Genomic DNA, 25,085 nt, shown 5'->3' on the forward strand with positions numbered 1-25,085 from the left:
ATGTTGGAAGGGGTAGCCATAGCCGGTCGCGCCGGGCACTACGACATCAAGATCGAAGGCAATCGCATCGCATCGCTCGCGCCGTCGCAGGCAGTGGGGGGCGGACTTATCACGCCGCTTTTCGCAGATATCCATGTTCATCTCGACAAAACCTTCACGATCCGGCGCATTGCGAAAAATGGCAACGTCAGAGTGGATTGCCTGTTCGACGCGATCAATCTGATGGACGCAGACCGGAAGAACTGGAGCGAGGCAGATATTCGCGCCCGCGCAATCCAGGGCCTGCAAGCTGCGTTTGAACAAGGCGTCGGCGCGATGCGCAGTCATGTTGACTGGACGACGCCGGAAGCACCCGCCGCATGGCCAGTTCTCAACGAACTGCGTCAGGAATGGAAAGACCGGATCGACCTCCAGCTTGCAGCGCTTGTCCATGGCGATCTTGTGCTTGATGCTGGTCCGCAAATTGCAGCCCGCGTTGCAAATGATGGCGGCGTGTTCGGCGCATTCTTCTATCGCAACGCTGATCTTGAAGCCAAGATTGAGGAGATGTTCCGGCTTGCCGTGAAGCATGACCTCGACCTCGACTTTCATGTCGATGAGGGGCTGGATGTAGAAGCGGACGGCTTCTCTCTGATCGTATCGGCGACCGCGCGCCATGGCATGGCTGGTCGGGTCTTGTGCGGCCATACCTGCTCGCTGTCGCTGCGCGGGCCGGACGAACTGCAGCGCATCCTTGATGCCGCCGCCGATGCAGGCACCGCGCTCGTTTCGCTGCCAACATCCAATCTTTATCTACAGGATCGGATCGGGGGGAAATCTCCGCGCCTGCGCGGTGTTGCGCCTCTTAAGGAAGCGCGCGCAGCCGGCATGGATGTGATGCTCGGCTCCGACAATGTTCGCGATGCATTCTATCCTTATGGCGATTACGATCCGCTCGCCATACTGCGTCTTGCAGCGCCGGTCTGCCATGTCGAACCACAGGAATGGCTCGACAGCATCACCACCCTGCCCGCCCGACTTATTGGCAGCGAGCGCATGCACGACCTGCAGGCTGGCGGCTTGGCCGATTTCATCTGGCACGATGCCGAAGACCTCAACGATCTCATCAGCCGCCCGCAGGCCCGCCGCGTCGTCTGGCGCAACGGTACAAAAATTTAATCGGAGAACCCCATGAATTCTGCCGCACCACAGCGCATCTATGACTGGGCCGCATTTCGCGCCGAAATCGATGGAATCCGCATTTATGATGACCCCAAGCAGGTCGAACTGCGCTCTCGGGATTATTTCTGGTATAGCCCCATCCTGACGGAGGACATTGGCCATTATGTCGGCGATCTCGTCGTCATACCGAAGGATCAGGATGAAGTACGCCGCGTTGCTGCTGCTGCTGCGAAACTTCGCATTCCGATTACGGTTCGCGGTGGCGGCACAGGCAATTACGGTCAGTGCGTTCCCCTTGAAGGCGGCATTATCCTGGATATGACCAAGATCGACCGCATTATCGCAATCGAACCCGGCAAGGTTCGTGTGGAAGGCGGCGCGCGCATTTCGCGCCTTGACGATGCGGTTCGTGAGACCGGACAGGAATTGCTGATGTATCCGTCCACCCGCCGCATCGCCACGATTGGCGGCTTTTTCTCCGGCGGTTCCGGCGGCATTGGCTCGCTGCGCCACGGGATGCTGCGCGACGATGGCAACGTTTATTCTGTCAAGGTCCTGACCGTCGAACCGGAACCGAAGATCATTGAACTGACCGGACGCGACATTCATAAAGTCCAGCATGCCTATGGGACCAACGGCATCATTCTGGAACTGGAAATCGGCCTCACCAAATCGACCGACTGGATACATACTGCAGCCTTGTTCGACAGTTACGAGGCAACGCTCAACTTCTGCCTCAAGGCACTGGAAGATAATCTCGACTGCTATCTTCTGACCACGGTCGACCGCCGTTTTGCGCGTTTCTACACCAAGTTCGGCGAACTCTTTCCTTCCGACAAGGATGCGGTTTTCGCCATGATCGCGCCGGAAGAAATGGCCCGTTTCGAAGCACTCGTCACCGAATTTGGCGGCAAGGTTTCCTTCGCCATGACGCTGGACGAATTGCACAAGAACGGTCTTCAGCCTGCGTACGAATGTGGCTGGAACCATACGACCTTGCAGGCGCTGAAGGCCGAGGAAGGCTGGACCTATCTCCAGGTCGCCTATCCGCGTCCATTCGACGTTGATGTGGTGACGCGCCAGATCGCGCGCTACGGCGAAACACAATATATGCATCACGAAATGGCTCGTCTCGAAGGCGAAGTGCAGATTTTCGCGCTTCCGCTTGTCCGCTTTGAAGGCCGTGACGAGATGTATCGCCTGATCAAGGAACTGGAGCAGGTCGACGGCTGCGACATCTACGATCCTCATGCCTACACCATTGAGGATGGCGGCATGAAGGAGATCGACGGCGTCCAGATCGAGTTCAAGAAACTTGCCGACCCGTATGGCCTGCTCAATCCAGGTAAAACGCGCGGCTGGACTGCCGACATGGCTTTGACTGCTTGAAGCAAGGGGAACCAATATGAAAAAAACTCTCGTTGCGGCACTGGCCGCACTCTCCGTGGGCCTTTCCGCACAAATGGCCCATGCGCTCGACAAGGTGACGCTTGGCACCAACTGGCTGGCGCAAGCCGGTCACGGCGGTTTCTATCAAGCCGTCGCCGATGGTACCTATGAGAAATACGGTCTCGATGTGCAAATCGAAATGGGCGGACCGCAGGTCAACAATCGCCCGATGCTTGCCGCAGGCCGTCTCGATTTCCTGCTGACGGGCAACCTGCTCCTGTCGTTCAACAATGTTGCCAACGGCGTGCCGACAACGGTTGTTGCTGCGTTCTACCAAAAAGATCCGCAGGCGTTGATGGTCCATGAAGGCGAATACAAGGACTTCAAGGATCTGACCAATGCCGAAACGATCCTGCTGTCGAAAGATGCGCAATTCTCGTTCTGGCCGTGGCTGGTGAAGGAATTCGGCTTCAAGGAAGAACAGCTTCGCCCCTATGGCTACAGCCTGGCGCAGTTCCTGAACGACAAGAAGGTGGTGCAGCAAGCCTATGCCACCGCCGAACCGCTCTACGCCGAAAAGGAAGGGGCAAAGGTTACGACCTACCTTCTGGCCGATTATGGCTACAGCACTTATGGCAACACGATTGAAACCCGGCAGGAGCTGATCGAAAAGAACCCCGATCTGGTGCAGCGTTTTGTCAGCGCTTCAATCGAGGGCTGGACCAATTTTCTCTACGGCGACCGCAACAAGGCCTATGAATTGATCCTGAAAGATAATCCCGACATGAGCAAGGAAACGCTCGATGCGGAATTGGAGCGGATCAAAAGCCTCCAGCTCATCGACAGCGGCGACGCAGCCGAGAAAGGCATCGGCGCAATTGACATGAACCGTGTGAAGGCGTTTTACGAACTCGCGCGCAAGGCTGGCATCGTCAGCGGTGACGAACTCGACATCAGCAAGGTCGCGACGGATGCCTTTGTAAACAAGGGCGTAGGCCTCGACATTAAGAAGAAGTTGAGCCAATAAGTCCCTCCTTAATCGCGGCAGGCACGGATGAACAACGACGAGAATGACAACACGGAGCCAACCGGACGAGACAAGGTTCTCGACCGCAGGCGGCGCATTCTCGGCGCTATACGGGCTGCCGCGATCGACGAGTTTGCCGAGAAAGGCCTTGCCGGGGCATCCACGCAAGGCATTGCGCACCGCGCCGGTCTCACCAAGCCGCAGTTGCACTACTATATTTCCAGCAAGGAAGAACTCTACGAGGATATCATCGTGTATATCCTCGACGAGTGGGAAGAAATATTCCTCGGCGCCAATACCGAAGACGATCCCGCCAAGGTGATCCGGCAATATATCCGGGCCAAGCTCGAATATAGCCAGAAGAACCCCAAGGCCTCTCGCCTTTTCACCACCGAGATTGCCAATGGCGCGCCCTATCTAAGCCGCCATTGGAAAAAACACGTCTTTGCAACCCATAATGCGGTGAAACTCATCCAGTCATGGGTGGACGACGGCCGCATCAGGCCTGTCGATCCGCTGCTGTTTCAGATGCATATATGGGCTGTGACCCAGCATTATGCCGATTTTGAAGCGCAAGTGCGCAGCATGATGGAACTCCAAAAGGATGAACCGCTTGATCTCGAAAGGATCGAGAAAGAAGTTTCTGCACTTTTTCTGCGGGCCTGTGGGCTGGAATAACACGCGCCCTTAACGATTTTCGTCAGCGCAGCCCTTCGAGTTCCGCAATGCGGGCAGCGCTGTCCTTTTCCAGCATTCGGGTCATTTCGCGAATGACCGTTTCGGCCAGAACAAAGAGTGCAGCCGAGGAATCCCATGCGGACGGCACGGCTGTACGCCCGGCCAGAACATGACGGGCCACGCGTGCTATCGGCGAAAGCCACTGGTCAGTGACGAGAACAACCTCGACGCCCCGTGACCGCGCCTTCTCGGCAAGCTGCAAAAGGCTGTCCTGATAGCGGCGAATATCGAAAACCACCAGAACATCACGCTTTCCCATATCGAGAAGGCGGTCACGCCAGACGCTTTCCTGCCCGCCAAGATGAAAGACATGGGGACGAATGACCGTCATGTGTGCAGCCATATATTGCGCAATGGGATCGGTGAAGCGCCCACCGATCAGATATACATTTCCCCTGGCGCCAGTCAAAGCCGAAACCGCCTGCCTCAGTTGCTTCTCGCCAAGGTGCCGGAAGCTTTCGCGAATATTTTCCAGCGTATGTTCCACCGCCGGATAGGCCGCATCCGGCCCGCGCCCCGGCAGTTCATTGCGATGGTGCGGCGATTGCAGTTGCGCCGCAAGTTCGTCCTGCAGTCGCGCCTGAAAATCGGGATAATTCTGAAATCCGAGCCTGTTCACGAAGCGTAGGATCGTCGGGGAGCTGACACCAGCCAAGGCGGAAAATTCCGCCACGGTTTTCAGGCCCAGTATTGGATAATTGGCGATCAGCGTCTGCGCGGCGCTTCGCTCGCCCGCTGGCATCGTGTCAATCCGCTCATTGATCAGTTCCGCAACGCTTGCATGCACAGGCTAAGTACTTTCCGTTCGCGAATGCCCTTTTCAGATTTGGGCGAAATTGTGTTTGACAAATAATCATAGGACGTATCAAATAATCCGCAATAGCGCATAATCGGAAAAAACGTAACATAAGTTACAGCGCGGGGAACAAACGGAATGACGAACGAGCGAGAACATCGCACGGTTTCGTGCGAGCCTGTTTCTGTCTTCAACAAGGATGGGGGAAGCCCCTATCTTCTTGTCTGCGAGCACGCATCCAACTTCATTCCAGAGACTTTCGATGGACTCGGACTCGACACCGATGCGTTACGGGCACATATCGCCTGGGACCCGGGCGCAGCGGAGGTTGCGAGACTTCTCGCTACGCTTCTCAACGCGCCGCTTGTCGAAAGCCAGCTTTCGCGGCTGCTGATCGACTGCAACCGCCCGCTTGATGCCTCTGATCTTATTCCGGAGATCAGCGAGACGACTGTGGTGCCCGGAAACCACGCGCTCAACTCGATAGAGCGTATGGCGCGTATCGATCTCTCCCACCGTCCCTTCCATACCGCTATTGAACAGACCATTTCAGAGCGCACGCAACGCGGGTTGCCATCGTGGATCGTGACGATCCATTCCTTCACGCCCGTTTATCGGGGCGTGGCCCGCCCCTGGCAGATCGGCATCATCCACGATGAAGACGATCGGATTGGCAAGCCACTGATCGCTGCCCTGCGCAAGGACGGTACCCTGAACGTAGGCGTGAACGAGCCCTATTCGCCAGCGGATCGTGTCTATTACACGTTGGAGCGGCACGCGCGTCCGCGCAATGCGCCCTGTGTGATGATCGAACTCCGTAACAACGAGATTGCCGATAGTTCAGCGCAGAGCGTATGGGCCGAAAAGCTCGCGACCCTATTGAAGGACGCCGCGAAAGCAATTGGTCCTCACGACATGGAACAGAGAGCCTGAAGGAGCCGGAAATGCCGAAGCCGATCAGACTGTTCGTCAAATATATCGATGCGATGAATTACTATGTCGGGCGCTTTGCGATGTATCTGTTCTTCGTGCTCGGCGCCTGTCTCCTCTATTCCACTTTTTCGCGCGTGGTGCTGGGCATTCCGGTGAACTGGGTGCTGGAAATGTCCCAGTTCCTGCTTTCCGCCTATTACCTGCTCGGCGGGGCTTATGCCATGCAGCAAGGCGCGCATGTGCGCATGGACCTTTTCTTCGATCGCCTTTCACCGCGAAGAAAAATGATCACGGACATGATCACCATCCTGTTCATCATTTTCTATCTGGGCGTGATGGTGACGGGCGGAATTTCGGCGACCAATTACGCCATCGTTTACAACCAGAAGAACTATACCGCCTGGGCACCGCTTCTCTGGCCAATCAAGCTCATCATGACCGTCGGTATTTTCCTGCTGCTGCTGCAATGCGTTTCCAATTTCTTCAAGGACTGGGCCTCCCTGCGCGGAAAGCCGATCAGCACAATCGCGGGTCCTGCCATTGAGGAAGGACATCACATATGAGCTCTGAATTCATTACGCTTTTCATGTTTGCAACCATGATGGTGCTGCTCATGACCGGGCAGCGCGTGTTCGGCGTGATCGGTTTCGTCGGCTCGCTCGCAGCGCTCCTGCTTTGGGGCAAAGGCTCGTTCGAGATGCCGTATAATGCCACCTTCGCCGTGCTGAACTGGTATCCGCTTATCACTGTGCCGTTCTTCGTGTTCATGGGCTACATGCTCTCGGAATCGGGCATTGCCAGCAATCTCTATCGCATGTTTCACGTCTGGTTCGGCGGCATTCGTGGGGGTCTGGCGCTCGGCACCATTGGCCTTATGGTCATCATTTCCTGCATGAACGGCCTCAGCGTCGCGGGCATGGCAATCGGCGCAACTGTAGCGCTGCCCGAATTGCTGAAGCGCGGCTACAATAAGGTGATGGTAACGGGCGTCATCCAGGCGGGCAGCTCCCTCGGCATCCTCATTCCACCGAGCGTCGTGCTCGTTCTCTATGCGATGATCGCCCGACAGCCGGTTTTGCAGCTGTGGCTCGCTGGCATCGGCCCCGGCCTTCTCATGGCCGCGCTCTTTGCGATCTATATCTATATACGCTGCCGCATCCAGCCCGAACTCGGGCCAACATTGCCGCAGGAAGAGCTGGATAAGATCACGTGGCGCGACCGTTTCGTCACCCTGCGTGCAGGAATATTGCCGCTTGTGGTTTTCGGCGCGATGATGGGCTTGTTCCTCACCGGCGTTACCAGCCTTGTCGAGAGCTCCGCCGTCGGAGCCTTGCTTGCAACGCTTGCCGCGCTTTTTACTGGACGCTTGAACAAAACTGTGTGGGAAACCACGACGCGCAACAGTCTGACCGTCACCTGCATGTTCCTCTGGATCATTCTGGCAGCGCTGTGCTTTTCTTCGGTCTATGACGGCCTCGGGGCGGTGAAAGCCATCGAAAACATACTGCTCAACACCTTCGATCTCTCGCCCTGGACAATCCTGGTACTGATGCTGTTTTCGTTCATCATACTGGGCATGTTCCTCGATGATACCGCCATGCTGGTCATCGTCGCACCGCTATACATACCGCTGGTCAAGAGCCTCGGCTTCAACGCCATCTGGTTCGGCGTTCTCTATACCATCACCTGCCAGATCGCATATATCACGCCGCCCTTCGGTTACAATCTCTTCATGATGCGGGCCTTGGCACCGAAGGAAATTACACTGATCGACATCTATCGTTCGATCGTACCGTTCTTCTTCCTCATGGTGCTGACCATTATCATCCTGATGATCTTTCCGCAGATCGCGATGTGGTTGCCCAACTGGTACACAGGACGATGACAACACTTAAGGGAGAATGCGCATAAGCCGGTGACAAGAGCCCAAAACGGCCAGACCGGAACAACTAAAGGGTGAACTCAAACAAGAGTGGGAGAATGGGCATGAGTGAGAACAGCAAGCTTAACAAACGCGATTTTCTCAAGAGAGCCGGGCTGACAACCGTCGGTGCCTTGGGTGCAAGCACACTTGCAACGCCTTATGTCAGGGCACAGAGCCCGATCAAATGGAGGCTGCAAACCTATGCAGGCCCGGCCCTTGCCGAGCACGTCATCAAGCCGTCAATAGATGCGTTCAACAAAGCCGCGAATGGCGAAATGGTAATCGAGCTTTATACGGCCGACCAGCTTGTTCCGCAGGGCGAGTTGTTTCGAGCCGTTCAGTCCGGCACAATCGATGCCGCGCAAAGCGACGACGACTCCATGGCCTCGCCCGTCGACGTGGCGGTGTTCGGAGCTTATTTCCCCTTCGCATCGCGCTACAGCCTCGATGTGCCAGCCTTGTTCAACTGGTACGGGCTCAATGAAATCTGGGAAGAAGCATATAAGGAAATTCCGGGCGTAACCTGGCTTAGTGCCGGTTCCTGGGACCCCTGCAATTTTGCGACAACCAAGCCGATCCGCAGCCTGCAGGATCTGCAGGGGCTGCGCGTCTTCACCTTCCCGACTGGCGGACGCTTCCTGACGAAATTCGGGGTCGTTCCGGTGACTCTGCCATGGGAGGATATCGAAGTGGCGATCCAGACCGGCGAGCTGGACGGCGTGTGCTGGTCCGGCGCGACGGAAGTATATACGGTCGGCTGGGCCGACATCAACAAATACTACCTCACCAATAATATCAGCGGTGCATGGGCCGGGTCCTATTTTGCCAATACGGAAAAGTGGAATGCCGTGCCGGATCATCTCAAGCAGTTGTTCAGGCTGGCAATGGATTCATCGCATTACTACCGCCAGCACTGGTATTGGTGGGGCGAGGCTCATTATCGAACCACGGGCGGGAAGCTGGAACTCACGAGCATCCCTGAAGCGGAATGGAAGCAAGTGGAAGATGCAGCCATGCAGTTCTGGGACGAGATCGCCGCCAAGAGCGCACGGACAGCAAAAGTGGTCGAAATCCTTAAGAAATACCAGAAGACCATGCGCGATGCGGGCGCACCCTATCGTTATGCCTGAAATTTTGGACGCGGCGCAATGCGTCGCGTCCATCACTTTTCCGTTCTGGAGCGAGCATAAATGGCCGGACAATTGACTTTCGATGCATTGAAAAAAGCCGTTGCAAATGACGAAATTGACACCGTTCTCGCATGTTTTGTGGATATGCAGGGACGCCTGATCGGCAAACGCTTCTACGGACAGTTTTTCGTGGAATCCGGTTACGATGAGACCCATGGCTGCAACTATCTCCTTGCCGACGATATCGATATGGAGCCGGTGCCGGGCTATGAGGCTGCCGGATGGGATAAGGGCTACGGTGACTTTGTCATCAAGCCGGACCTTTCGACCTTGCGGGTCGCTACATGGCTGGAAAAGACTGCCATCGTGCTTTGCGACGTGCTCGATCATCACAACCATCAGGATCTTGCGCATTCTCCGCGCGCCATCCTCAAAAAGCAGCTCGCCCGCCTGCACGAGCGCGGCTATCGCGCTTATTTCGCATCCGAGCTCGAATTCTATCTCTTCGACGAGACCTACAAGACGGCCCGCGCCAAGCACTGGCAGGATATGGAAACGGCCTCCCCTTACGTGCAGGACTATGTGATCCACCTGACCACCAAGGAAGAACCGGTTCTACGTGCAATGCGCAACCACCTCGCGGCGGCTGGCATTCCGGTTGAAAACTCAAAGGGTGAATGGGGTCCGGGCCAGGAAGAGCTGAATGTGCGTTACGCCGAAGCGCTCGAAATGGCGGATCGCCATGTCATCATGAAAAACGCGATGAAGGAAATCGCCGAGGCGCACGGCAAATGCATTACCTTCATGGCCAAGTATGATTACAGCAAGGCCGGAAGTTCGAGCCACGTACATAATTCCATCTGGAGTGCCGACGGCAAGGAGCCGCTCTTCTTTGATCCGAAAGCGCCCTACACCATGACGCCGCTTATGCGCTCTTGGGTGGCCGGGCAGCTCAAATATGCCACCGACTACACCTATTTCCTGGCGCCTTACATCAACTCCTACAAGCGTTTTCAGGCGGGCACCTTTGCGCCAACGAAGATCATGTGGAGCCAGGATAATCGTACCGCAGGTTTCCGTCTCTGTGGCGAAGGCACGAAGGGCATCCGCATTGAGTGTCGCATCGGCGGTGCCGATCTCAATCCATATCTGGCCTTCGCAGCGCTTATCGCAGCTGGCCTGAAAGGAATAGACGAGCAGCTGGAACTGGAAGAACCCTTCGTGGGCGATGCCTATAGCGCCGTGAAACTCAAGGAAATTCCCTATACATTGCGTGAAGCCGCCCAAGCTCTCAAGAACTCCGCCTTTCTCAAGGAGGCGTTCGGAGAGCCAGTGGTCAACCACTATGTCCATACCGCTCATTGGGAGCAGATCGAGTACGACCGGCGCGTGACAGACTGGGAACTGCACCGCGGTTTCGAGCGCTATTGATGTAATGCCAGACTTCAAAGGAAATTGCGGATGAGCGGCACAGCCAAAATCATCTCCCCTATAGACGGCTCTGTTTATGCCGAGCGCCCTTTTTTGAACGAGGCCGCAATCGCCTCCGTCGTGGCCGCTGCCCGCGATGCGCAGGCCGGATGGGCTCAACTGAGCATCTCGGAACGCGCACGTTATTGCCGGGCCGCCCTCGATGCCCTTGCCGGAATGCAGGACGAAATCGTTCCTGAAATCGCATGGCAGATGGGTCGACCCACGCGCTATGGCGGCGAAAACGGCGGCGTTCAAGAACGCGGCCAGTATATGATCGACATCGCCGAGGCGTCCCTCAAGGCTTACGTGCCTGCACAGAAGGACGGCTTTCGCCGCTATGTGAAACATGTTCCGCTCGGCGTGGTGATGGTGATCGCGCCGTGGAACTATCCCTATCTCACCGCCGTCAACACGATCATCCCCGCGTTAATGGCCGGAAACACGGTTATCCTGAAACATGCGACGCAGACGCTTCTGGCCGGTGAACGCTTTGCAAAAGCATTCGAGAAGGCCGGGCTGCCCAAAGGCGTTTTCCAGAATGTGGTGCTCGACCATGCATCGACGGAAAAGCTGCTTGCCTCCGGCACGATTGACCACGTGAATTTTACCGGCTCGGTCGGCGGTGGCCGCGCTATCGAGAGGGCTGCCGCCGGCACCTTCATGACGCTGGGGCTGGAGCTTGGTGGCAAGGATCCAGCCTATGTCCTGCCAGACGCCAATCTGGATCATGCCGTCGCCAATCTCGTGGATGGCGCGTTTTTCAATTCGGGCCAGTGCTGCTGCGGGATCGAGCGCATCTATGTGCATGAAGCTGTCTATGACCGCTTTGTCGATGGTTTCATCGACTTGACCAAGCAATATGTCGTCGGCAATCCGCTGGATGCGGGAACCACGCTTGGCCCCATGGCGCAGGCGCGTTTCGCCGATCTCATCCGCGAACAGAAAGCGGAGGCGCTGCGCAAGGGCGCAAACGCACATGTGAATATGAGCGTCGCGAATGACCGCGCAGGTTCTCCCTATGTCGCGCCGGAAGTTCTCACCAATGTCGACCACCAGATGAGCGTCATGCGTGAGGAAAGTTTCGGCCCCATCGTCGGTATCATGAAAGTGCGCAATGATGAGGAAGCCCTCGCGCTCATGAATGACAGCATCTACGGCCTCACCGCTTCATTGTGGACGGCGGACACAGACCGCGCCGCCGTTCTCGGCGATCGCATCGAAACGGGCACGGTTTTCATGAACCGCTGCGACTATCTCGATCCCGCACTTGTCTGGACCGGCGTGAAGGACACTGGCAAGGGTGCTGCTCTCTCGGCCATCGGCTACGGCAATCTCACGCGACCGAAATCCTTCCATCTGCGTGAAAAAATCTGACCGCCCATCATAATTCGGAAAGCAATCGACATGACCACTTTGACCGCGAAATGGAACTTCCCGACCACCGTGCTTTTCGGGCCGGGGCGTATCAAGGAGCTTCCAGCCGTCCTGAAAGCTGCAGGCATTGAGCGCCCGCTTTTCGTCACCGATCCGGGTTTGGCGAAGCTTCCCGTCGTGGCGTCCACGCTCGCTATTCTGGACGAAGCCGGCGTGAAATACGGAGTGTTTTCCGATGTGAAGCCCAACCCGGTCGAAAGCAATCTTTATGCAGGCGTCGAGGTCTTCAAAAGCGGCAAGCATGACGGTGTCATCGCCTTTGGCGGCGGCTCGGCACTGGATCTCGGCAAGCTGATTGCCTTTCAGGCAGGACAGACCCGACCCGTCTGGGATTTCGAAGACGTAGGCGACTGGTGGACCCGCGCTGAGAGCAATGCGATTGCGCCGATCATTGCGGTGCCGACAACGGCAGGCACCGGCTCGGAAGTTGGCCGCGCAGGTGTTCTGACCAATGAAACCACCCACACCAAGAAGGTGATTTTCCACCCGAAGATGCTGCCGGTGACGGTCATTGCCGACCCGGAACTTTCGACCGGAATGCCGCCCTTCATCACGGCAGGCACGGGCATGGATGCGCTGGCGCACTGCCTTGAAGCCTATTGCGCGCCGGGCTTTCACCCCATGGCGGACGGCATCGCTGTCGAGGGCATTCGTCTCGTTTTCGAAAATCTTCCGAAGGCTTATGCCGATGGCAGCAATGTCGAAGCCCGCGCCAACATGATGGCGGCTGCCGCCATGGGTGCAACCGCCTTTCAGAAAGGGCTCGGCGCAATCCATTCGCTGTCACACCCGATTGGCGCCCTCTATGACACCCATCACGGCATGACCAACGCGGTCTTCATGCCCTATGTCCTGCTTCAGAATCGGGCGGCTATCGAAAAGCGTATCGAAAGGCTCGCCGATTATCTCGGTATTGATGGCGGATTTGACGGGTTCCTGACGGCCATCATGAACTTGCGCAGCGAGCTCGGTGTCCCCCACACGCTGCCCGAGTTCATCAAGGGGCTCGAAATGGACGGAGCCCGAAAGGACCTGATTGCTGATATGGCTATCGTTGATCCTACGGCTGGCGGCAACCCGATTGAACTGACAAAAGAACGCGCGTTGAAGTTGCTAAATGCGGCTCTCGAAGGTAAAGTCTGAAACGCTAAATTTCAGGCTTGGCAAAGCCACATGAGGTAAGCATCGCACCACCTACGGCGGGGGGCGATGCATCGGGGAGCAGGTTCTTGGGGAGGAGCCTGCTCCCTTTCATTTTGCGCAAGTTCAGATCTGCGAGAATCCTGATCCCGTTTTTTGGCTGGGCGAAAAATGGGAACAAATTCATGCCTCAATCGTTCCACTTCGTTACATTTATAAGGAGGGTTGCACATGAATAGATTCAAGCAAACGTGTGTCGGGGCATTGGCCATGATTTTCGGAGCGACATCAGTTGCACCGACAGTGGCCGCACCTATGAACCTGGAACGCCCAGTCATTGACCAGACTATCGAGCAGGTGCGCGATCATCGCCGTCCACCGCGCCATTATCGCGGTCATCGGCCTAACCGGCCCGGATATTGGAACGGGCATCGCGGTTACCGGCATTACCGCCACGGTTACCGTCGCCACAACGACGGATGGTGGTATCCGCTCGCGGCATTCGGCGCTGGCGCGATCATTGGCGGCGCAATAAACCAGCCACGCCCCGTTTATCGGGCGCCGAGACTGTCAAACGCACATGTGCAATGGTGCTATAACCGCTATAAGTCCTATCGCTCCTCAGACAATACATTCCAACCCTATAATGGGCCGCGCAAACAGTGCTACTCTCCTTATTATCGCTGACAATTTGAAAAAGCGCCTTCCGGGGCGCTTTTTTCATTCCCGTTGCGTTGTGCAGAACCGAAATGTGATGAATTTTGAGTGTCGTTTTGATGCAAGAGCTGGACGCTTCTCCAAAACAGGACTAAGCAAACCTGCGCCATATGTCGCGGGCAAAATTTTCCGAAATCTTACCCTCTCGCAATTGGTAAAATAACAGTCAGAACAAGTTATTGGAAGAAATGTGCACGTTCTCTCCATAACAGTTCCGTCAAAAGCCGAATGCCGCTCCTACACTGACCGCATTGCGCGAGTGGAAGCGACGTGTCGGCATAACTTCGAGTTTGAAAATGTCGCATACTACCGCCGCGAGCCCCACGCCTACAAATGCGCAACGTCTGGCGATGACCGCCCTGATCGTTGGCGGCATTGCTATTGGCAGTTCGCCGATTTTTGTACGGCTGTCCGAGGTTGGTCCGCTGGCCACCGGCTTCTGGCGTCTTGCGCTTGCGGTTCTACCGCTTCTGTTCATGGATGGTCGCGAACGGCGTGGCGAAAAGGATGCCGCGTCACTTACTCTATCCGATTGTCTGCGTCTTGCCCTGCCCGGCCTGTTCATCGCCTGCGATCTGGGTGCCTGGCATTTGTCGCTCCACATGACTTCCGTCGCTAATGCAACGCTGCTTGCCAATATGGCGCCAATTTTCGTGACGCTCGGCGCGTGGCTGCTTTTCAAGTCACGCGTGAGCACCTCCTTTATGGTCGGGCTTGCCGTCGCTGTCATCGGTGTCGTGGTGCTGAAAGGCGGACCGGGCGAGCTTCTCCAGTCCCAATCTTCCGGCGATGCGATGGCGCTTCTGGCCGCGGTCTTCTATGCTGGCTATATCCTGTCAATGGGCCGCTTGAGAAGCCGCTTCACCACGATGCGCATCATGCTATGGAGCAGCGCAATTGCCGCCGTGTTTTCATTGCCAATCGCCTATTTCATGGAAGGCCAGATCCTGCCCGTCACGCTTTACGGATGGCTGATCCTTGCTGGGCTAGCCTGGGTAACGCACGCCGCGGGCCAGAGCATGATCGCTTATGCGCTTGCCTATCTCCCCGCGTCCTTCTCCTCGCTCACCCTGCTTCTGCAGCCCGTCATCGCGGCATTTCTTGCCTGGACTATCCTGTCAGAGCCCATCGGCCTGTTGCAGGCCCTCGGCGGCATCATCGTGATATCAGGTATTCTGATTGCCCGGAGGGGATAGAATGTGAAAAGCCCCGGTATCCCGGGGCTTTTGCTTGGGCTTTATTCTGCCAGCCATTCCTTGATGCGGTCAGGATGGTCCGCGATATATTTGTCGACGGCCTTTTCATAGGATGTTTCCTGCGCATCGAACATTGCAGCCTCTAGCTCGCTGATCGGAAGGCTCATCTTGGTGAGGAGCGAAGCCACTTTCGGGTTCTCTTCCTTGAAGCCCTTGCGTGCGATGGCGTCGATGTGTTCCGCGCCGCCAAGCGCGCCTTCAGGATCGGCAATATAACGCAGCTTGTACTTGCCGAACATCCAGTGCGGGCTCCAGGAAGTCGCCACGAACCAGCCGTCGGAACGTGTGGCGCGGTCGACCGTGGTCAGCATCGCCGCTTCACTCGAAATATTGAGCTTGTAGTCCAGCCCGTATTTCTTGATTGCTTCCTGTGACAGGCGCGTGAGGCCCGCGCCCGGATCAATGCCCTGAATTTCACCCTTCAGCTTTTCGCGAACTTCCGGTTTCTTCAGGTCCTCGATGGAACTGATTTCGCTTTCGGGGATGTAAGCCGGAACGATCCAGCCAAGCTTCGCACCTTCATAGAGCGGACCGAGGTTTTCGACCTTGTCCTCGATGCGCTTGTAGTAGTCAGCGTGGGTTTCCGGCAGCCAGGCCATCATCATGGCATCAATATCGCCACGGCTCACGCCCTGATAGAGTGGGGCCACGTCCGTCTGAACCAGCTCGACCTTCTGGCCGAGATTGTCTTCGATCAGCTTCTTGGCAAGTTTTGTGACGAACTCAGCATCCGACCATGGTGCCCAGCCGATTTTAACCGGCTTGCTGTCCTGCGCAAATGCTGCGCCCATGGTCATCGTTCCCGCCACAACTGCCGCCAGACCGAATTTGGTTAGTTTGCCTAACATAGCTTCTCCTTTTCGATTGGTATCAGTTCCCGTTATTATTCTTGGTTATTTTTGTCTGCTTCATGCTTCCTGCTTGCGAAAGGATGAGGCGGACTGGGTGTCCGCCGCCTTCCTTAGAGATGCGAGCCGCTTGAAAAATCCGGCCCCGCCCTTGCCGAAGCTCTGGGTAATGCGGTCGAGAATGACCGCCAGGATGACCACGGCAAGGCCGCCCTCGAAGCCGAGGCCCACATTGAGGCGCTGGATGCCGGTCAGGACCGTATTGCCGAGGCCGCCCGCGCCGATCATCGATGCAATGACCACCATCGAAAGCGAGAGCATGATCGTCTGGTTGATGCCAGCCATGATCGAAGGCAGGGCGTTTGGAAGCTGCACCTTGAACAAAAGCTGCCGCGACGTGCAGCCGAAGGCGAGACCTGCTTCCACAAATTCCGAGTGCACCTGACGGATGCCGAGATTGGTAAGGCGCACGACTGGCGGCATGGCAAAGATCACCGTTGCAATCGTCCCGGGCACAGCACCGAGGCCGAAAAACATTGCAGCCGGAATGAGATAAACGAAAGCGGGCATGGTTTGCATGAGGTCGAGAACTGGACGCACAATCGAAGCGACCGTGTCGCTGCGGGCCATTGCGATACCGAGCGGAATGCCGATTACGACAGCGATAACTGTCGAAGCCAGCACCAGAGAGAGGCTTTCCATAGTGCCAATCCACAAATCCATGTGGATGATGAGGCCCAGCGCAAGAGCGGTGAAAACCGCAAATTTCCACCCCACGCGCCACAGCGATAGCAGTGTTAGAACTGCAACGCCGCCGATAGGCGGCACAGCGAGCAGAGCATTTTGAATACTGTCGGTAACAAAACCGATGGTGGCCGCGATCATATCGAGCGCGGGCGTAAAGTGGTCAAGAATGTAGTTGACCACAACATCCGCCCATTCGCCGACACTGAAATTCAAATCCATATTTTACCGTCCATTTCCGTATTTCTTCTGGATTGGACCTATTCTGCCCTCATCAGGCAAAAGTCCGTTGGCGTGCGGGGATCAACCCGCGCGGCCAAGCGTTTCGAGCAATGCCGATTTACTGATGGCACCGACATAGCGGTTCTGGCGGTCCGTAACCGGGACTGGCCAGGGGCTTTCCGCCACTTGCGTCAACAATCCGGAAAGCGGCGCTTCCGCCTCAATAGCCGAGACGGCGTCCAGCCTCTCCCCACCTTGCGTCGCGGACCCCTTTGCCAGCGCGTCACGACTGACCATTCCGCGATAGGTGCGGTCGGCATCGATCAGCACACCGAATGTCTTGCCGCTCGCATCGAACCGTTCAAGCGCTGTTGCAAGCTGTTCGGGTTCGAAAACGATGAGTTCGTCCTCGCGCGCCACATCCGCGGCCTTGAAAACGCGAGACACATCCACATTGCGAAAGAAGGAACGAACATAATCATTGGCCGGTGCGGACACGATTTCGTTCGGCGTTCCGACCTGCACCACCTTGCCGTGTTGCATGATGCAGATACGGTCGCCGATACGCATGGCTTCGTCCAGGTCGTGGCTGACGAAAATGATCGTCCGGCTGTGCTCCGCCTGAAGACGCTTCAGTTCGTCCTGCATTTCCGTGCGGATCAGCGGGTCGAGGGCGGAAAACGCTTCGTCCATCAGAAGAATGGTGGGCTCGCTCGCCAAGGCCCGCGCCAGTCCGACGCGCTGTTTCATACCGCCGGACAGCTGGTCCGGCATGCTGTGGGCATATGGCTCCAATCCGACGGCTGCGAGCGCCTTCAGTGCTTTCTGGTGGCGTTCCGCCTCGCCCATTCCGGCCACTTCAAGGCCGAAGGCTGCGTTGTTCAGGACCGAACGATTGGGCAGAAGCGCAAAGGATTGAAACACCATGCTCATATCGCGGCGGCGAAGATCGATCAGCTCGCGCTTGGTCATTTTTACGACATCGCGGCCATCCACTTCAATGGAACCGGCAGTCGGTTCGATCAGGCGATTGAGCAGACGCAAAAGCGTCGATTTGCCCGAGCCGGAAAGGCCCATAATAACGAATACTTCGCCTTCGTAGATATCGAAGGTCGCATTATCGACGCCGATTGTTGCGCCGAGTTCGCTGTGAATCTGGGTTTTTGATTTACCTGCGCGCAACTCCTGCATTGCACGCTCCGGATCATCGCCGAAGACTTTAAAAATGCCTTTCAAGCTTATCTTAGTCTCAGCCGGCGACTTCATACTTTCTTCCTTGTATAAAATACCATGCATCAAGTCTAACCCCGCTGTGCTGGCGGACTTAATCTCCTTTTTAACAATGATAAAACTTCATTCCAGCGCAGATTCCTCACGCAGTATCTGCGCTCCGCGAACGGGCCGCATGGAATGATTATCGATAGATTTCTTGATTCTATATAGGTCATTTCCCGACATGTCCACCCACTGCCGCGATTTCATCCAAATGAGCCGTCCGGCGACCGTCCCCTTGAATGTTTATTTTGAAGGGTCGCACTAAGGATTTTGAGGATCGTCCATCGCCACCCAAAACAGGAGGCAATCGACCAGCCTGAAGACAATAGTAGTCCTGTTCCAATCAATTACCGGAACGGCCTGCGACAAATATGCCATCAGCTGCGACATCATCCGAATTAGTATAATTCGGGAGAAAAATGACTATAATTGCAGAAAAATAGTGTGATTATACTGTGAACCGGACTCATCTAGTCTATACATAAAACGGCGCACATCGGACGGCCTGCACCCTTATAGACGGATCGCGCAGGCCCGATTTTTAGCGATAAGCCATGTACCCGACAAAGCCGGTGATCTTCCAGCGCGCATCTTCGCGGCGGCAGAAATAGAGCGTCTGCCAGTTGAGGCGGTCAACGGTGCCGTCCTTTTTTGCAATCGTTCCGTCGAATTTTTTCCGCGCCACGGCGACCTCGCCTGTAATATCGATCACGCTCAGGTCAGTCGCGCGGAAGATTCCGTCAGCCAGAGATTCGGCATATTCAACCGCCGCACTTTCCGCCGCCTGACGCAGCCATTCATCACGATAGCTTGCGAGCGTCGGAAACCCTGCATCCCATTTGTCGGGATCGCGATCATTATGCGCATGAATGCCGAGGAAGCGCACCTCGTCGAAATCATCGGCCACCAGCGACCAGTCCTGCGATACGAAAGCCTCGATATCGCGTCGCACGAGCATTTCCCAAATCTGCTCACGGTCCCTGTCGCCCGCAAAGGGGTTAAGCGCATCTCTCATGCTATCTCCTGATTATCTTAACTTTCCACGTGCGGTGATGCGGCAGAAGAAGACACCGCAATCGACATCATTCTCAACACCAACCGGACACAGACTTTCCAGCCGGATATTTTTTCAAATATTGGCATAGACCCGTTGAAGAAGGATATACTGGTCGTCAAATCCACCAATCATTTCCACGCGGGCTTTGCGCCGATCGCAGCCGAGATCGTCTACGTCGCTGCGCCCAGCTCCTATCCGAGCAATCCCCGCATCACCACTTATCGCAAGCTCAGCCGTGCCATCTGGCCGCGTGTCGAGAACCCGTGGTGAACAAATGAAAAAGCGCGGGGAACGCCCGCGCTTTCGTTGTTAGTAAGCCAAGTAGGTCGATATAATCGGCACATAAGTAACCAGCGCCAGCAGGATAAACAGCGCCATATACATGCTGAATGCCTGGCGGGTGAAATCCCCCACCCTCACCTTGGCGATATTGCAGACCATCAGCATGACCGTGCCCACCGGCGGCGTCAGCGTGCCAATCGAAAGATTGACAATGACGACGATACCGAAATGGACCGGATCGATACCCAAAGCCTTTACCGTTGGCATCAGGAGCGGCACCAGAACGATCATCAGGGCCGTGCCCTCGATGAGCGCCCCGAGGATCAGCAGGATCACGTTGACTGCCAGCAGGAACGCATAAGGATTGCTGGTGAAAGACGAGATCAGCTGCATCAGCGACTGGCCGGCCTGTTCGAGCGAAAACACCCATGCGAGCGCTGACGACGCCATGATGACCAGCATGACGGAGGCAGTCGATTTCGCCGTTTCGATCAGCGAATCCACCACATGCGAGATACGCATTTCGCGATAGATCACGAAGCCGATAATCAGAACCAGCGTTACCGCAACCGCACCGGCTTCCGTCGGCGTGAAGATGTTCATACGAATGCCGCCGATGATCGCGAACAGCAACAGGACGGCTGGCCATGCCGAGGCAAGCGTCGAGACGACTTCAGCACCGCTCATTCGCTTTTCACGGCTCGGCTTGTAGCCACGCTTTACCGACGTGATATAGGCCGCGATCATCAGGATGACGGCGCCCAGAATGCCCGGAACAACACCCGCCATGAACATCTTGCCAATGGAAACATCCGCAATCAGACCATAGATGATGAGCGCGATGCCCGGAGGAATGATCGGCGTGATCAGCGAACCGGCAGCCGTCACCGCGCAGGAAAATGCCTTGTCATAGCCACGCTTGACCATTTCCGGCACCATCATGCGGGTGAGCATAGCGCTGTCCGCCAGATTGGATGCGCTGACGCCGCCCATCAGGGTGGAAACCATGATGTTGGTGAGGGCCATGCCGCCGCGCATGCGGCCAACCAGAATTTCCGCAACCTTGATCAGGCGCTCGGCAATGCCTGTATGCGACATCACCGTACCGAGCATGATGAAGAACGGAATTGCAAGCAACGACGTGTTCTGAGCCGGGCTGATGAAGCGCTGAACGGCAATCGCTATCGGCATCTGGTTGAAAAAGGTGAAATAGGTGAAGACCGCAATCAGGATGGCCACATAAAGGCGCATATTGAGCGCGATCAGCGCCAGCATGATGAGAACGATGGTCGTAAGGTTCATGCCTTGCCTCCCGCAAAAGCGGCGCGCAAGGATTTGAATGCGCCTGCAAACATATAAAGAGCGATAATGACGAAGCCGACCGGAACGGCGATATCGATCCAGTAATAGGAAACCCGCAGCACGTCCGTCACTTTAAACTGGGCCGCCACCGAAAGCTTGTAACCGGCATAGGACACGTAGAGCAAGAACAGTCCCGACAGGATCGAAACGACAGCATTGATGATCTCGCGCAGCTTTTCCGACAGCAGATCCACGAGCATCGGGATGGCAAGATGCTGGTTGCTGCGTTCTGCGGCGATGCTGCCGAGCATCACGATCCAGATCATCAACAGGCCGGCCATTTCCTCGGTCCATTGCAGCGGCTGATGCATCCAGTAGCGCATGACAACGGCGATGTTGAACATCGCGAGCAGGATGAACAGCGGCACGGCAGCCAGCCATTCGATCAGTTTTTCAAACAGTTTCATCGGATTGAATTCCATGAGCAGACCACGCCGCGGCAAAGCCGCGACATGGCGATATCCGAATAAGGATGGATCAGTTCAGTTCGGCTTTGATCTTGTCATAAAGACCGGGCGACCATTCCGGGAACTGGGTGTAGACCTTTTCAGCAAGAGCCTTGAAAGGAGCGCGGTCGACATCGATGACTTCGACACCGGCTTCCTTCATCTTTTCGATCATTTCATTGTCTTTTTCGATCGTCAGCTTCTGGCTGTAGAGACCCGCATCATAAGCGGACTCGTGGATCATCTTCAGCTGTTCTTCAGGCAGCGTGGAGAAGAATGCTTCGCCGCCGACGATGAGCGCCACGTTGGTCAGATAGCCGACCTTGCTCAGATATTTGGCTTCTTCCTGGAACTTCTGGCCGTAGAGAACCGAAATCGGGTTTTCGACGCCGTCGATCACACCCTGCGCCAGCGCCGGGAAGGTTTCGCCGAGCGGCATCGGGGTCGGGGTGGCGCCCATGGCCTCGAAGGTCTTGATCTGCATGACATTGTTCGGCACGCGGATCTTCATGCCCTTCAGGTCTTCGGGGGTGCGGATCGGCTTCTTGGAAATGATCTGGCGAATGCCGTAAAGATAGTTCGGCATTACGATGTGAATGCCCTTCTTCTTCAGCTCTTCGCTCTTCTCCTTGAACCAGGGGCCGTCATAGACCTTGAAAAGCTGCGCCGGATCGTCGGTCAGGAACGGGCCGTAGAGAACGCCGAGGTCCGGGTCATATTCGGCCAGAAAGCCAACGTCGGAAATCGTCACGACATTGAGGCCCATCATAGCCTGTTCGGTCACATCCTTCTTGGAGCCGAGCTGCGAGCTTGGATAAAGTTCGAGTGTGATCTCGCCATTGCTGCGCTTGGCAAGGTCGTCCTTCCAGTAATGCATTACCTCATCGAAAGGCTCGCCGGGGTTGTTTTCATAGGCAACCTTGATCGACACATTGGCAGCATATGCAGCCATGCTTCCTGCCAGCAACATGCTGGCGGCGATCATGCCGGTAACGAGTTTCTTCATCAGTATCCTCCCGTATAGGGTCAATAAACAATGGCCTTGTGGCCGGTTTCCTCCACTAGCGTCCGGTACCGTTTATCCGGTCCGAACATTTGCTTCGATTTCAGTCGCGCTCGATGATGATCTTCAAAACGTTGCGGTCGCCGTCCCAATAGGGAAGCGCTGCTTCAGCTTCATCGAACGGAAATACCTTGGAGATCAGCTTGTCGGCATCTGTGCCGAGCTTTTCCAGATGCGTTATGACGGCCTCGAAATCGTCGAGCGTCGCATTGCGCGATCCCATGATGTCGAGTTCCTTCAGGTTGAAGAACTGCGTCTGATAGGTGACGGGCGCCTTGGAATAGCCGACATAAACCACCCGGCCCGCAAAGCCGGCCATATCGACAGCCTGCGTGAAGGTGATCGGCAGGCCGACCGCTTCAAAAGCAACATCCACGCCGTCATCGTTGGTCAATTCCTGCACCTTGGCGACAACATCCTCACCGCCCGGCAGCGCGTGCGTTGCGCCGAACTGCAGCGCCAGCTCACGCTTTTCAGCACTTGGATCGATGGCGATGACCTTGGCGCCGCGCGCGACTGCACCGAGCAGCACGCCCATGCCGATCATGCCGCAACCAAGAACAGCAACCGTATCTCCTGCCTGCACGCGCCCGCGCTCGACGGCGTGAAAGCCAACCGAAAGCGGCTCGACCAGCGCCAGATGACGCGGCTCCAGCGTATCGTTGAGGATCAGCTTTTCGGCAGGCAGCACGATCTGGTCGGCCAGACCGCCATTTTGCTGCACGCCAAGCGTCTTGTTATAACGGCACGCATTGAGCCGCCCCTTGCGGCAGGATGAACATTCGCCGCAATTGGTATAGGGCAGAACGATCACCCGCTTGCCCTTGGCGTAAGCGGCGCCGACGCCCTCTCCGGCCTCCATGATCTCGCCGCCAATTTCATGCCCCGGTATGCGCGGCAGCTGGACCAGAGGATTAAGCCCCTTGAAAGTGTTCAGGTCGCTGCCGCAGAGCCCCACATGGCGCACGCGCACACGCACGTGACCTGCCAGCAAAGGCGCTTCGTCGATTTCTGCAAAACGGGTGACGTTTTCGCTCTCGATACGCAGAGCTTTGACCATCGAATTATTCCTGTCAGTCGTCGTTGAAGAAAGGGATCAGGTTACGGCGCCGACCTGCCACGGCACGAATTCGTTGTCGCCATAGTCGTAGACTTCGCTCAGCGTCTTCTCGCCGGATGCGACCGCGATGATATGTTCGAAGATGCGCGTACCGGACTGCTCGATGGTCTCGTCGCCGGTGACGATGCCGCCGCAATTGATGTCCATGTCTTCCTTCATGTGTTCGTACATTTCGGAATTCGTGGCGATCTTGATGCAGGGGGAAGGCTTGAAGCCGGATACCGAACCGCGACCCGTAGTGAAGCAGATCACATTGCAGCCGCCGGCCACCTGTCCGGTCACGGCAACGGGGTCATAACCCGGTGTGTCCATGAACACGAAACCCGGTTCGGTGACGGTTTCAGCAAATTCGTAGACCGCCTTGAGCGGCATGGAGCCACCCTTGGCAACCGCGCCGAGCGACTTTTCCAGAATGGTGGTGAGTCCGCCAAGCTTGTTGCCGTGCGACGGATTGTTGTTGAGTTCGTCGCCGTTGCGCGCCGTGTAGTCGCGCCACCAGTCGATGCGCTGCAACAGCTTTTCCGCCACCGCAGGCGTTACCGCGCGGCGCGTCAGAAGATGTTCGGCACCATAGATCTCCGGCGTCTCCGACAGGACGGTCGTGCCGCCATTGCGCACGATAAGGTCCGAGGCATAGCCCAATGCCGGATTGGCGGAAATACCGGAATAACCGTCCGAGCCGCCGCATTCCAGCGCCACTTTCAGCTTCGACAGGGGCTGCTTGGTGCGGACCGCCGAATTGACCAGCGGCAGCATTTCCTTGATCTCGGCAATCGCATGATCAATGGTCTTGCGCGTGCCGCCATGCTGCTGGATCGTCATGGTGCGCAGGCGCGAGCCTTCTTCCATGCGATAATGCTCGAGAATTGGCGCAATCTGGTTGGTTTCGCAGCCAAGCCCGATCAGCAATATGCCGCCGAAATTCGGATGCTTGGCATAGCCCTGAATAGTGCGGGTCAAAAGGCGATAGCCTTCCGACTTGGTGTTGAGCGCGCAGCCGCTGCCATGCGTCAGCGCCACGACGCCATCCACATTGTCGAAACCGTCGAGACCGCCCATCCGGTTGAAATAATCGGCAATGTAACGCGACACCGTTGCCGAGCAATTGACCGACGAAATCACGCCGATGAAATTGCGCGTGCCGACGCCGCCAGCGCCCCGGTCGAAGCCCATGAAATGACGGCGCTCCGCCTCCGGCAGCATGCCGCGTTCTTCAATGTCGATGGAGAACTGGTGCTCGTGTTCGGAAGGCAGCATGGCGAGGTTCTGCAGATGCACATGCTCGCCCTGCGCGATGTCCTTCGTCGCAACGCCGATCACCTGCCCGTATTTCAGGACTTCCTTGCCCTCCGGAATGTCGCGAACGGCAACCTTGTGGCCGCGCCCGATCAGTTCCCGGGCCTTGATCCCGTCAAGTCCGATCGGATCGCCCGCGCGAACCGAAACGCGCGCCACCGCAACATCATCCGAAGGATGCAGCAAAATTACCGGCGCAACCGCTGTAGCAACGGAATCATTCATGTGTCTGACCTCACTCCCAAATCGCCC

General features: G+C 56.5%; 23 protein-coding genes and 1 pseudogene. 14 read left to right on the top strand and 10 right to left on the bottom strand.

Annotated features, from left to right (window positions below):
• From F9K78_RS03410 to F9K78_RS03425, 4 genes are read left to right on the top strand one after another with little or no spacing between them, the layout of a single operon-like run.
• Entirely contained in the window at nucleotides 1-1,158 is a 1,158-nt protein-coding gene (locus tag F9K78_RS03410) for an amidohydrolase family protein (protein WP_121981942.1), read from the top strand.
• A 12-nt stretch (nucleotides 1,159-1,170) separates the two neighbouring features.
• Nucleotides 1,171-2,550, top strand: coding sequence for an FAD-binding oxidoreductase (locus F9K78_RS03415; RefSeq protein WP_121981943.1), 1,380 nt, complete (start codon nucleotides 1,171-1,173; stop codon nucleotides 2,548-2,550).
• A gap of 16 nt (nucleotides 2,551-2,566) precedes the next feature.
• Nucleotides 2,567-3,577: an ABC transporter substrate-binding protein gene (locus F9K78_RS03420; protein WP_121981944.1), complete on the top strand. Its 1,011-nt coding sequence runs from the start codon at nucleotides 2,567-2,569 to the stop codon at nucleotides 3,575-3,577.
• A gap of 27 nt (nucleotides 3,578-3,604) precedes the next feature.
• Nucleotides 3,605-4,255 (top strand): TetR family transcriptional regulator C-terminal domain-containing protein, encoded by a 651-nt coding sequence (locus F9K78_RS03425; protein WP_121981945.1) that lies wholly within the window; start codon nucleotides 3,605-3,607, stop codon nucleotides 4,253-4,255.
• 22 nt (nucleotides 4,256-4,277) lie between these two features.
• Here the strand turns inward: F9K78_RS03425 and F9K78_RS03430 are convergent, their stop codons facing one another.
• On the bottom strand, nucleotides 4,278-5,057 hold the full coding sequence (locus F9K78_RS03430; RefSeq protein ID WP_235925383.1) for a MurR/RpiR family transcriptional regulator: 780 nt from the start codon (nucleotides 5,055-5,057) through the stop codon (nucleotides 4,278-4,280).
• 192 nt (nucleotides 5,058-5,249) lie between these two features.
• Between F9K78_RS03430 and F9K78_RS03435 the strand changes: the two genes are divergently transcribed.
• The 9 genes from F9K78_RS03435 to F9K78_RS03475 all read left to right on the top strand — a co-directional run bounded on the left by F9K78_RS03435 (nucleotide 5,250) and on the right by F9K78_RS03475 (nucleotide 15,058).
• Nucleotides 5,250-6,044 (top strand): N-formylglutamate amidohydrolase, encoded by a 795-nt coding sequence (locus tag F9K78_RS03435; RefSeq protein WP_121981947.1) that lies wholly within the window; start codon nucleotides 5,250-5,252, stop codon nucleotides 6,042-6,044.
• A gap of 11 nt (nucleotides 6,045-6,055) precedes the next feature.
• Nucleotides 6,056-6,607: a TRAP transporter small permease subunit gene (locus tag F9K78_RS03440; RefSeq protein WP_121981948.1), complete on the top strand. Its 552-nt coding sequence runs from the start codon at nucleotides 6,056-6,058 to the stop codon at nucleotides 6,605-6,607.
• Complete coding sequence (locus F9K78_RS03445) at nucleotides 6,604-7,929, top strand: TRAP transporter large permease (protein ID WP_121981949.1); 1,326 nt, start codon at nucleotides 6,604-6,606, stop codon at nucleotides 7,927-7,929. The genes F9K78_RS03440 and F9K78_RS03445 overlap by 4 nt, the downstream gene beginning before the upstream one ends.
• Nucleotides 7,930-8,030: 101 nt before the next feature.
• Complete coding sequence (locus tag F9K78_RS03450; RefSeq protein ID WP_121981950.1) at nucleotides 8,031-9,098, top strand: TRAP transporter substrate-binding protein; 1,068 nt, start codon at nucleotides 8,031-8,033, stop codon at nucleotides 9,096-9,098.
• A 60-nt stretch (nucleotides 9,099-9,158) separates the two neighbouring features.
• Nucleotides 9,159-10,529, top strand: coding sequence for a glutamine synthetase family protein (locus F9K78_RS03455; protein ID WP_121981951.1), 1,371 nt, complete (start codon nucleotides 9,159-9,161; stop codon nucleotides 10,527-10,529).
• A 30-nt stretch (nucleotides 10,530-10,559) separates the two neighbouring features.
• Complete coding sequence (locus tag F9K78_RS03460) at nucleotides 10,560-11,945, top strand: aldehyde dehydrogenase family protein (protein WP_121981952.1); 1,386 nt, start codon at nucleotides 10,560-10,562, stop codon at nucleotides 11,943-11,945.
• A 30-nt stretch (nucleotides 11,946-11,975) separates the two neighbouring features.
• On the top strand, nucleotides 11,976-13,148 hold the full coding sequence (locus F9K78_RS03465; protein WP_121981953.1) for an iron-containing alcohol dehydrogenase: 1,173 nt from the start codon (nucleotides 11,976-11,978) through the stop codon (nucleotides 13,146-13,148).
• Nucleotides 13,149-13,376: 228 nt separating this feature from the next.
• Entirely contained in the window at nucleotides 13,377-13,832 is a 456-nt protein-coding gene (locus tag F9K78_RS03470; protein ID WP_121981955.1) for a BA14K family protein, read from the top strand.
• A 326-nt stretch (nucleotides 13,833-14,158) separates the two neighbouring features.
• Nucleotides 14,159-15,058, top strand: a complete 900-nt coding sequence (locus F9K78_RS03475) for a DMT family transporter (RefSeq protein WP_121981956.1) — start codon at nucleotides 14,159-14,161, stop codon at nucleotides 15,056-15,058.
• A gap of 41 nt (nucleotides 15,059-15,099) precedes the next feature.
• Here F9K78_RS03475 and F9K78_RS03480 read toward each other — a convergent pair whose 3' ends face one another.
• The 4 genes from F9K78_RS03480 to F9K78_RS03495 all read right to left on the bottom strand — a co-directional run bounded on the left by F9K78_RS03480 (nucleotide 15,100) and on the right by F9K78_RS03495 (nucleotide 19,222).
• Nucleotides 15,100-15,966, bottom strand: a complete 867-nt coding sequence (locus F9K78_RS03480) for a glycine betaine ABC transporter substrate-binding protein (RefSeq protein ID WP_121981957.1) — start codon at nucleotides 15,964-15,966, stop codon at nucleotides 15,100-15,102.
• A 60-nt stretch (nucleotides 15,967-16,026) separates the two neighbouring features.
• The gene (locus F9K78_RS03485; protein ID WP_121981958.1) at nucleotides 16,027-16,932 is read right to left on the bottom strand and encodes an ABC transporter permease; all 906 of its coding nucleotides are present in this window, start codon (nucleotides 16,930-16,932) and stop codon (nucleotides 16,027-16,029) included.
• An 81-nt stretch (nucleotides 16,933-17,013) separates the two neighbouring features.
• Entirely contained in the window at nucleotides 17,014-18,198 is a 1,185-nt protein-coding gene (proV, locus tag F9K78_RS03490) for a glycine betaine/L-proline ABC transporter ATP-binding protein ProV (RefSeq protein WP_121981959.1), read from the bottom strand.
• Nucleotides 18,199-18,748: 550 nt separating this feature from the next.
• Nucleotides 18,749-19,222, bottom strand: a complete 474-nt coding sequence (locus F9K78_RS03495; protein WP_121981960.1) for a hypothetical protein — start codon at nucleotides 19,220-19,222, stop codon at nucleotides 18,749-18,751.
• Nucleotides 19,223-19,270: 48 nt separating this feature from the next.
• Between F9K78_RS03495 and F9K78_RS03500 the strand changes: the two are divergent.
• A pseudogene (locus F9K78_RS03500) lies at nucleotides 19,271-19,534 on the top strand (MlrC C-terminal domain-containing protein); the annotation flags it as partial.
• Nucleotides 19,535-19,573: 39 nt separating this feature from the next.
• On the opposite strand, the gene F9K78_RS03505 reads toward F9K78_RS03500, so the two are convergent.
• From F9K78_RS03505 to F9K78_RS03525, 5 genes are all read right to left on the bottom strand, one after another.
• Nucleotides 19,574-20,848, bottom strand: a complete 1,275-nt coding sequence (locus F9K78_RS03505; RefSeq protein ID WP_121981961.1) for a TRAP transporter large permease — start codon at nucleotides 20,846-20,848, stop codon at nucleotides 19,574-19,576.
• Nucleotides 20,845-21,315 (bottom strand): TRAP transporter small permease, encoded by a 471-nt coding sequence (locus F9K78_RS03510; protein ID WP_174813345.1) that lies wholly within the window; start codon nucleotides 21,313-21,315, stop codon nucleotides 20,845-20,847. Before F9K78_RS03510 ends, F9K78_RS03505 begins: the two co-directional genes overlap by 4 nt.
• A 70-nt stretch (nucleotides 21,316-21,385) precedes the next feature.
• A complete protein-coding gene (locus tag F9K78_RS03515; protein WP_121981963.1) occupies nucleotides 21,386-22,360 on the bottom strand; it encodes a C4-dicarboxylate TRAP transporter substrate-binding protein in 975 nt (324 codons plus the stop codon).
• Nucleotides 22,361-22,460: 100 nt separating this feature from the next.
• Complete coding sequence (locus F9K78_RS03520) at nucleotides 22,461-23,477, bottom strand: zinc-binding alcohol dehydrogenase family protein (protein ID WP_121981964.1); 1,017 nt, start codon at nucleotides 23,475-23,477, stop codon at nucleotides 22,461-22,463.
• Nucleotides 23,478-23,513: 36 nt separating this feature from the next.
• Nucleotides 23,514-25,058, bottom strand: a complete 1,545-nt coding sequence (locus F9K78_RS03525; RefSeq protein ID WP_121981965.1) for a UxaA family hydrolase — start codon at nucleotides 25,056-25,058, stop codon at nucleotides 23,514-23,516.
• Nucleotides 25,059-25,085 lie beyond the last annotated feature (27 nt).

The sequence above is a fragment of the Brucella pseudintermedia genome, assembly GCF_008932435.1.
GTDB lineage: Bacteria > Pseudomonadota > Alphaproteobacteria > Rhizobiales > Rhizobiaceae > Brucella > Brucella pseudintermedia.

What these genes read in the sequence shown, in the direction of transcription:
- F9K78_RS03410 (WP_121981942.1), top strand. Translation starts at nt 1, where the DNA reads ATGTTGGAAGGGGTAGCCATAGCCGGTCGCGCCGGGCACTACGACATC.
- F9K78_RS03415 (WP_121981943.1), top strand. Translation starts at nt 1,171, where the DNA reads ATGAATTCTGCCGCACCACAGCGCATCTATGACTGGGCCGCATTTCGC.
- F9K78_RS03420 (WP_121981944.1), top strand. Translation starts at nt 2,567, where the DNA reads ATGAAAAAAACTCTCGTTGCGGCACTGGCCGCACTCTCCGTGGGCCTT.
- F9K78_RS03425 (WP_121981945.1), top strand. Translation starts at nt 3,605, where the DNA reads ATGAACAACGACGAGAATGACAACACGGAGCCAACCGGACGAGACAAG.
- F9K78_RS03430 (WP_235925383.1), bottom strand. Translation starts at nt 5,057, where the DNA reads ATGCCAGCGGGCGAGCGAAGCGCCGCGCAGACGCTGATCGCCAATTAT.
- F9K78_RS03435 (WP_121981947.1), top strand. Translation starts at nt 5,250, where the DNA reads ATGACGAACGAGCGAGAACATCGCACGGTTTCGTGCGAGCCTGTTTCT.
- F9K78_RS03440 (WP_121981948.1), top strand. Translation starts at nt 6,056, where the DNA reads ATGCCGAAGCCGATCAGACTGTTCGTCAAATATATCGATGCGATGAAT.
- F9K78_RS03445 (WP_121981949.1), top strand. Translation starts at nt 6,604, where the DNA reads ATGAGCTCTGAATTCATTACGCTTTTCATGTTTGCAACCATGATGGTG.
- F9K78_RS03450 (WP_121981950.1), top strand. Translation starts at nt 8,031, where the DNA reads ATGAGTGAGAACAGCAAGCTTAACAAACGCGATTTTCTCAAGAGAGCC.
- F9K78_RS03455 (WP_121981951.1), top strand. Translation starts at nt 9,159, where the DNA reads ATGGCCGGACAATTGACTTTCGATGCATTGAAAAAAGCCGTTGCAAAT.
- F9K78_RS03460 (WP_121981952.1), top strand. Translation starts at nt 10,560, where the DNA reads ATGAGCGGCACAGCCAAAATCATCTCCCCTATAGACGGCTCTGTTTAT.
- F9K78_RS03465 (WP_121981953.1), top strand. Translation starts at nt 11,976, where the DNA reads ATGACCACTTTGACCGCGAAATGGAACTTCCCGACCACCGTGCTTTTC.
- F9K78_RS03470 (WP_121981955.1), top strand. Translation starts at nt 13,377, where the DNA reads ATGAATAGATTCAAGCAAACGTGTGTCGGGGCATTGGCCATGATTTTC.
- F9K78_RS03475 (WP_121981956.1), top strand. Translation starts at nt 14,159, where the DNA reads ATGTCGCATACTACCGCCGCGAGCCCCACGCCTACAAATGCGCAACGT.
- F9K78_RS03480 (WP_121981957.1), bottom strand. Translation starts at nt 15,966, where the DNA reads ATGTTAGGCAAACTAACCAAATTCGGTCTGGCGGCAGTTGTGGCGGGA.
- F9K78_RS03485 (WP_121981958.1), bottom strand. Translation starts at nt 16,932, where the DNA reads ATGGATTTGAATTTCAGTGTCGGCGAATGGGCGGATGTTGTGGTCAAC.
- proV (WP_121981959.1), bottom strand. Translation starts at nt 18,198, where the DNA reads ATGAAGTCGCCGGCTGAGACTAAGATAAGCTTGAAAGGCATTTTTAAA.
- F9K78_RS03495 (WP_121981960.1), bottom strand. Translation starts at nt 19,222, where the DNA reads ATGAGAGATGCGCTTAACCCCTTTGCGGGCGACAGGGACCGTGAGCAG.
- F9K78_RS03505 (WP_121981961.1), bottom strand. Translation starts at nt 20,848, where the DNA reads ATGAACCTTACGACCATCGTTCTCATCATGCTGGCGCTGATCGCGCTC.
- F9K78_RS03510 (WP_174813345.1), bottom strand. Translation starts at nt 21,315, where the DNA reads ATGAAACTGTTTGAAAAACTGATCGAATGGCTGGCTGCCGTGCCGCTG.
- F9K78_RS03515 (WP_121981963.1), bottom strand. Translation starts at nt 22,360, where the DNA reads ATGAAGAAACTCGTTACCGGCATGATCGCCGCCAGCATGTTGCTGGCA.
- F9K78_RS03520 (WP_121981964.1), bottom strand. Translation starts at nt 23,477, where the DNA reads ATGGTCAAAGCTCTGCGTATCGAGAGCGAAAACGTCACCCGTTTTGCA.
- F9K78_RS03525 (WP_121981965.1), bottom strand. Translation starts at nt 25,058, where the DNA reads ATGAATGATTCCGTTGCTACAGCGGTTGCGCCGGTAATTTTGCTGCAT.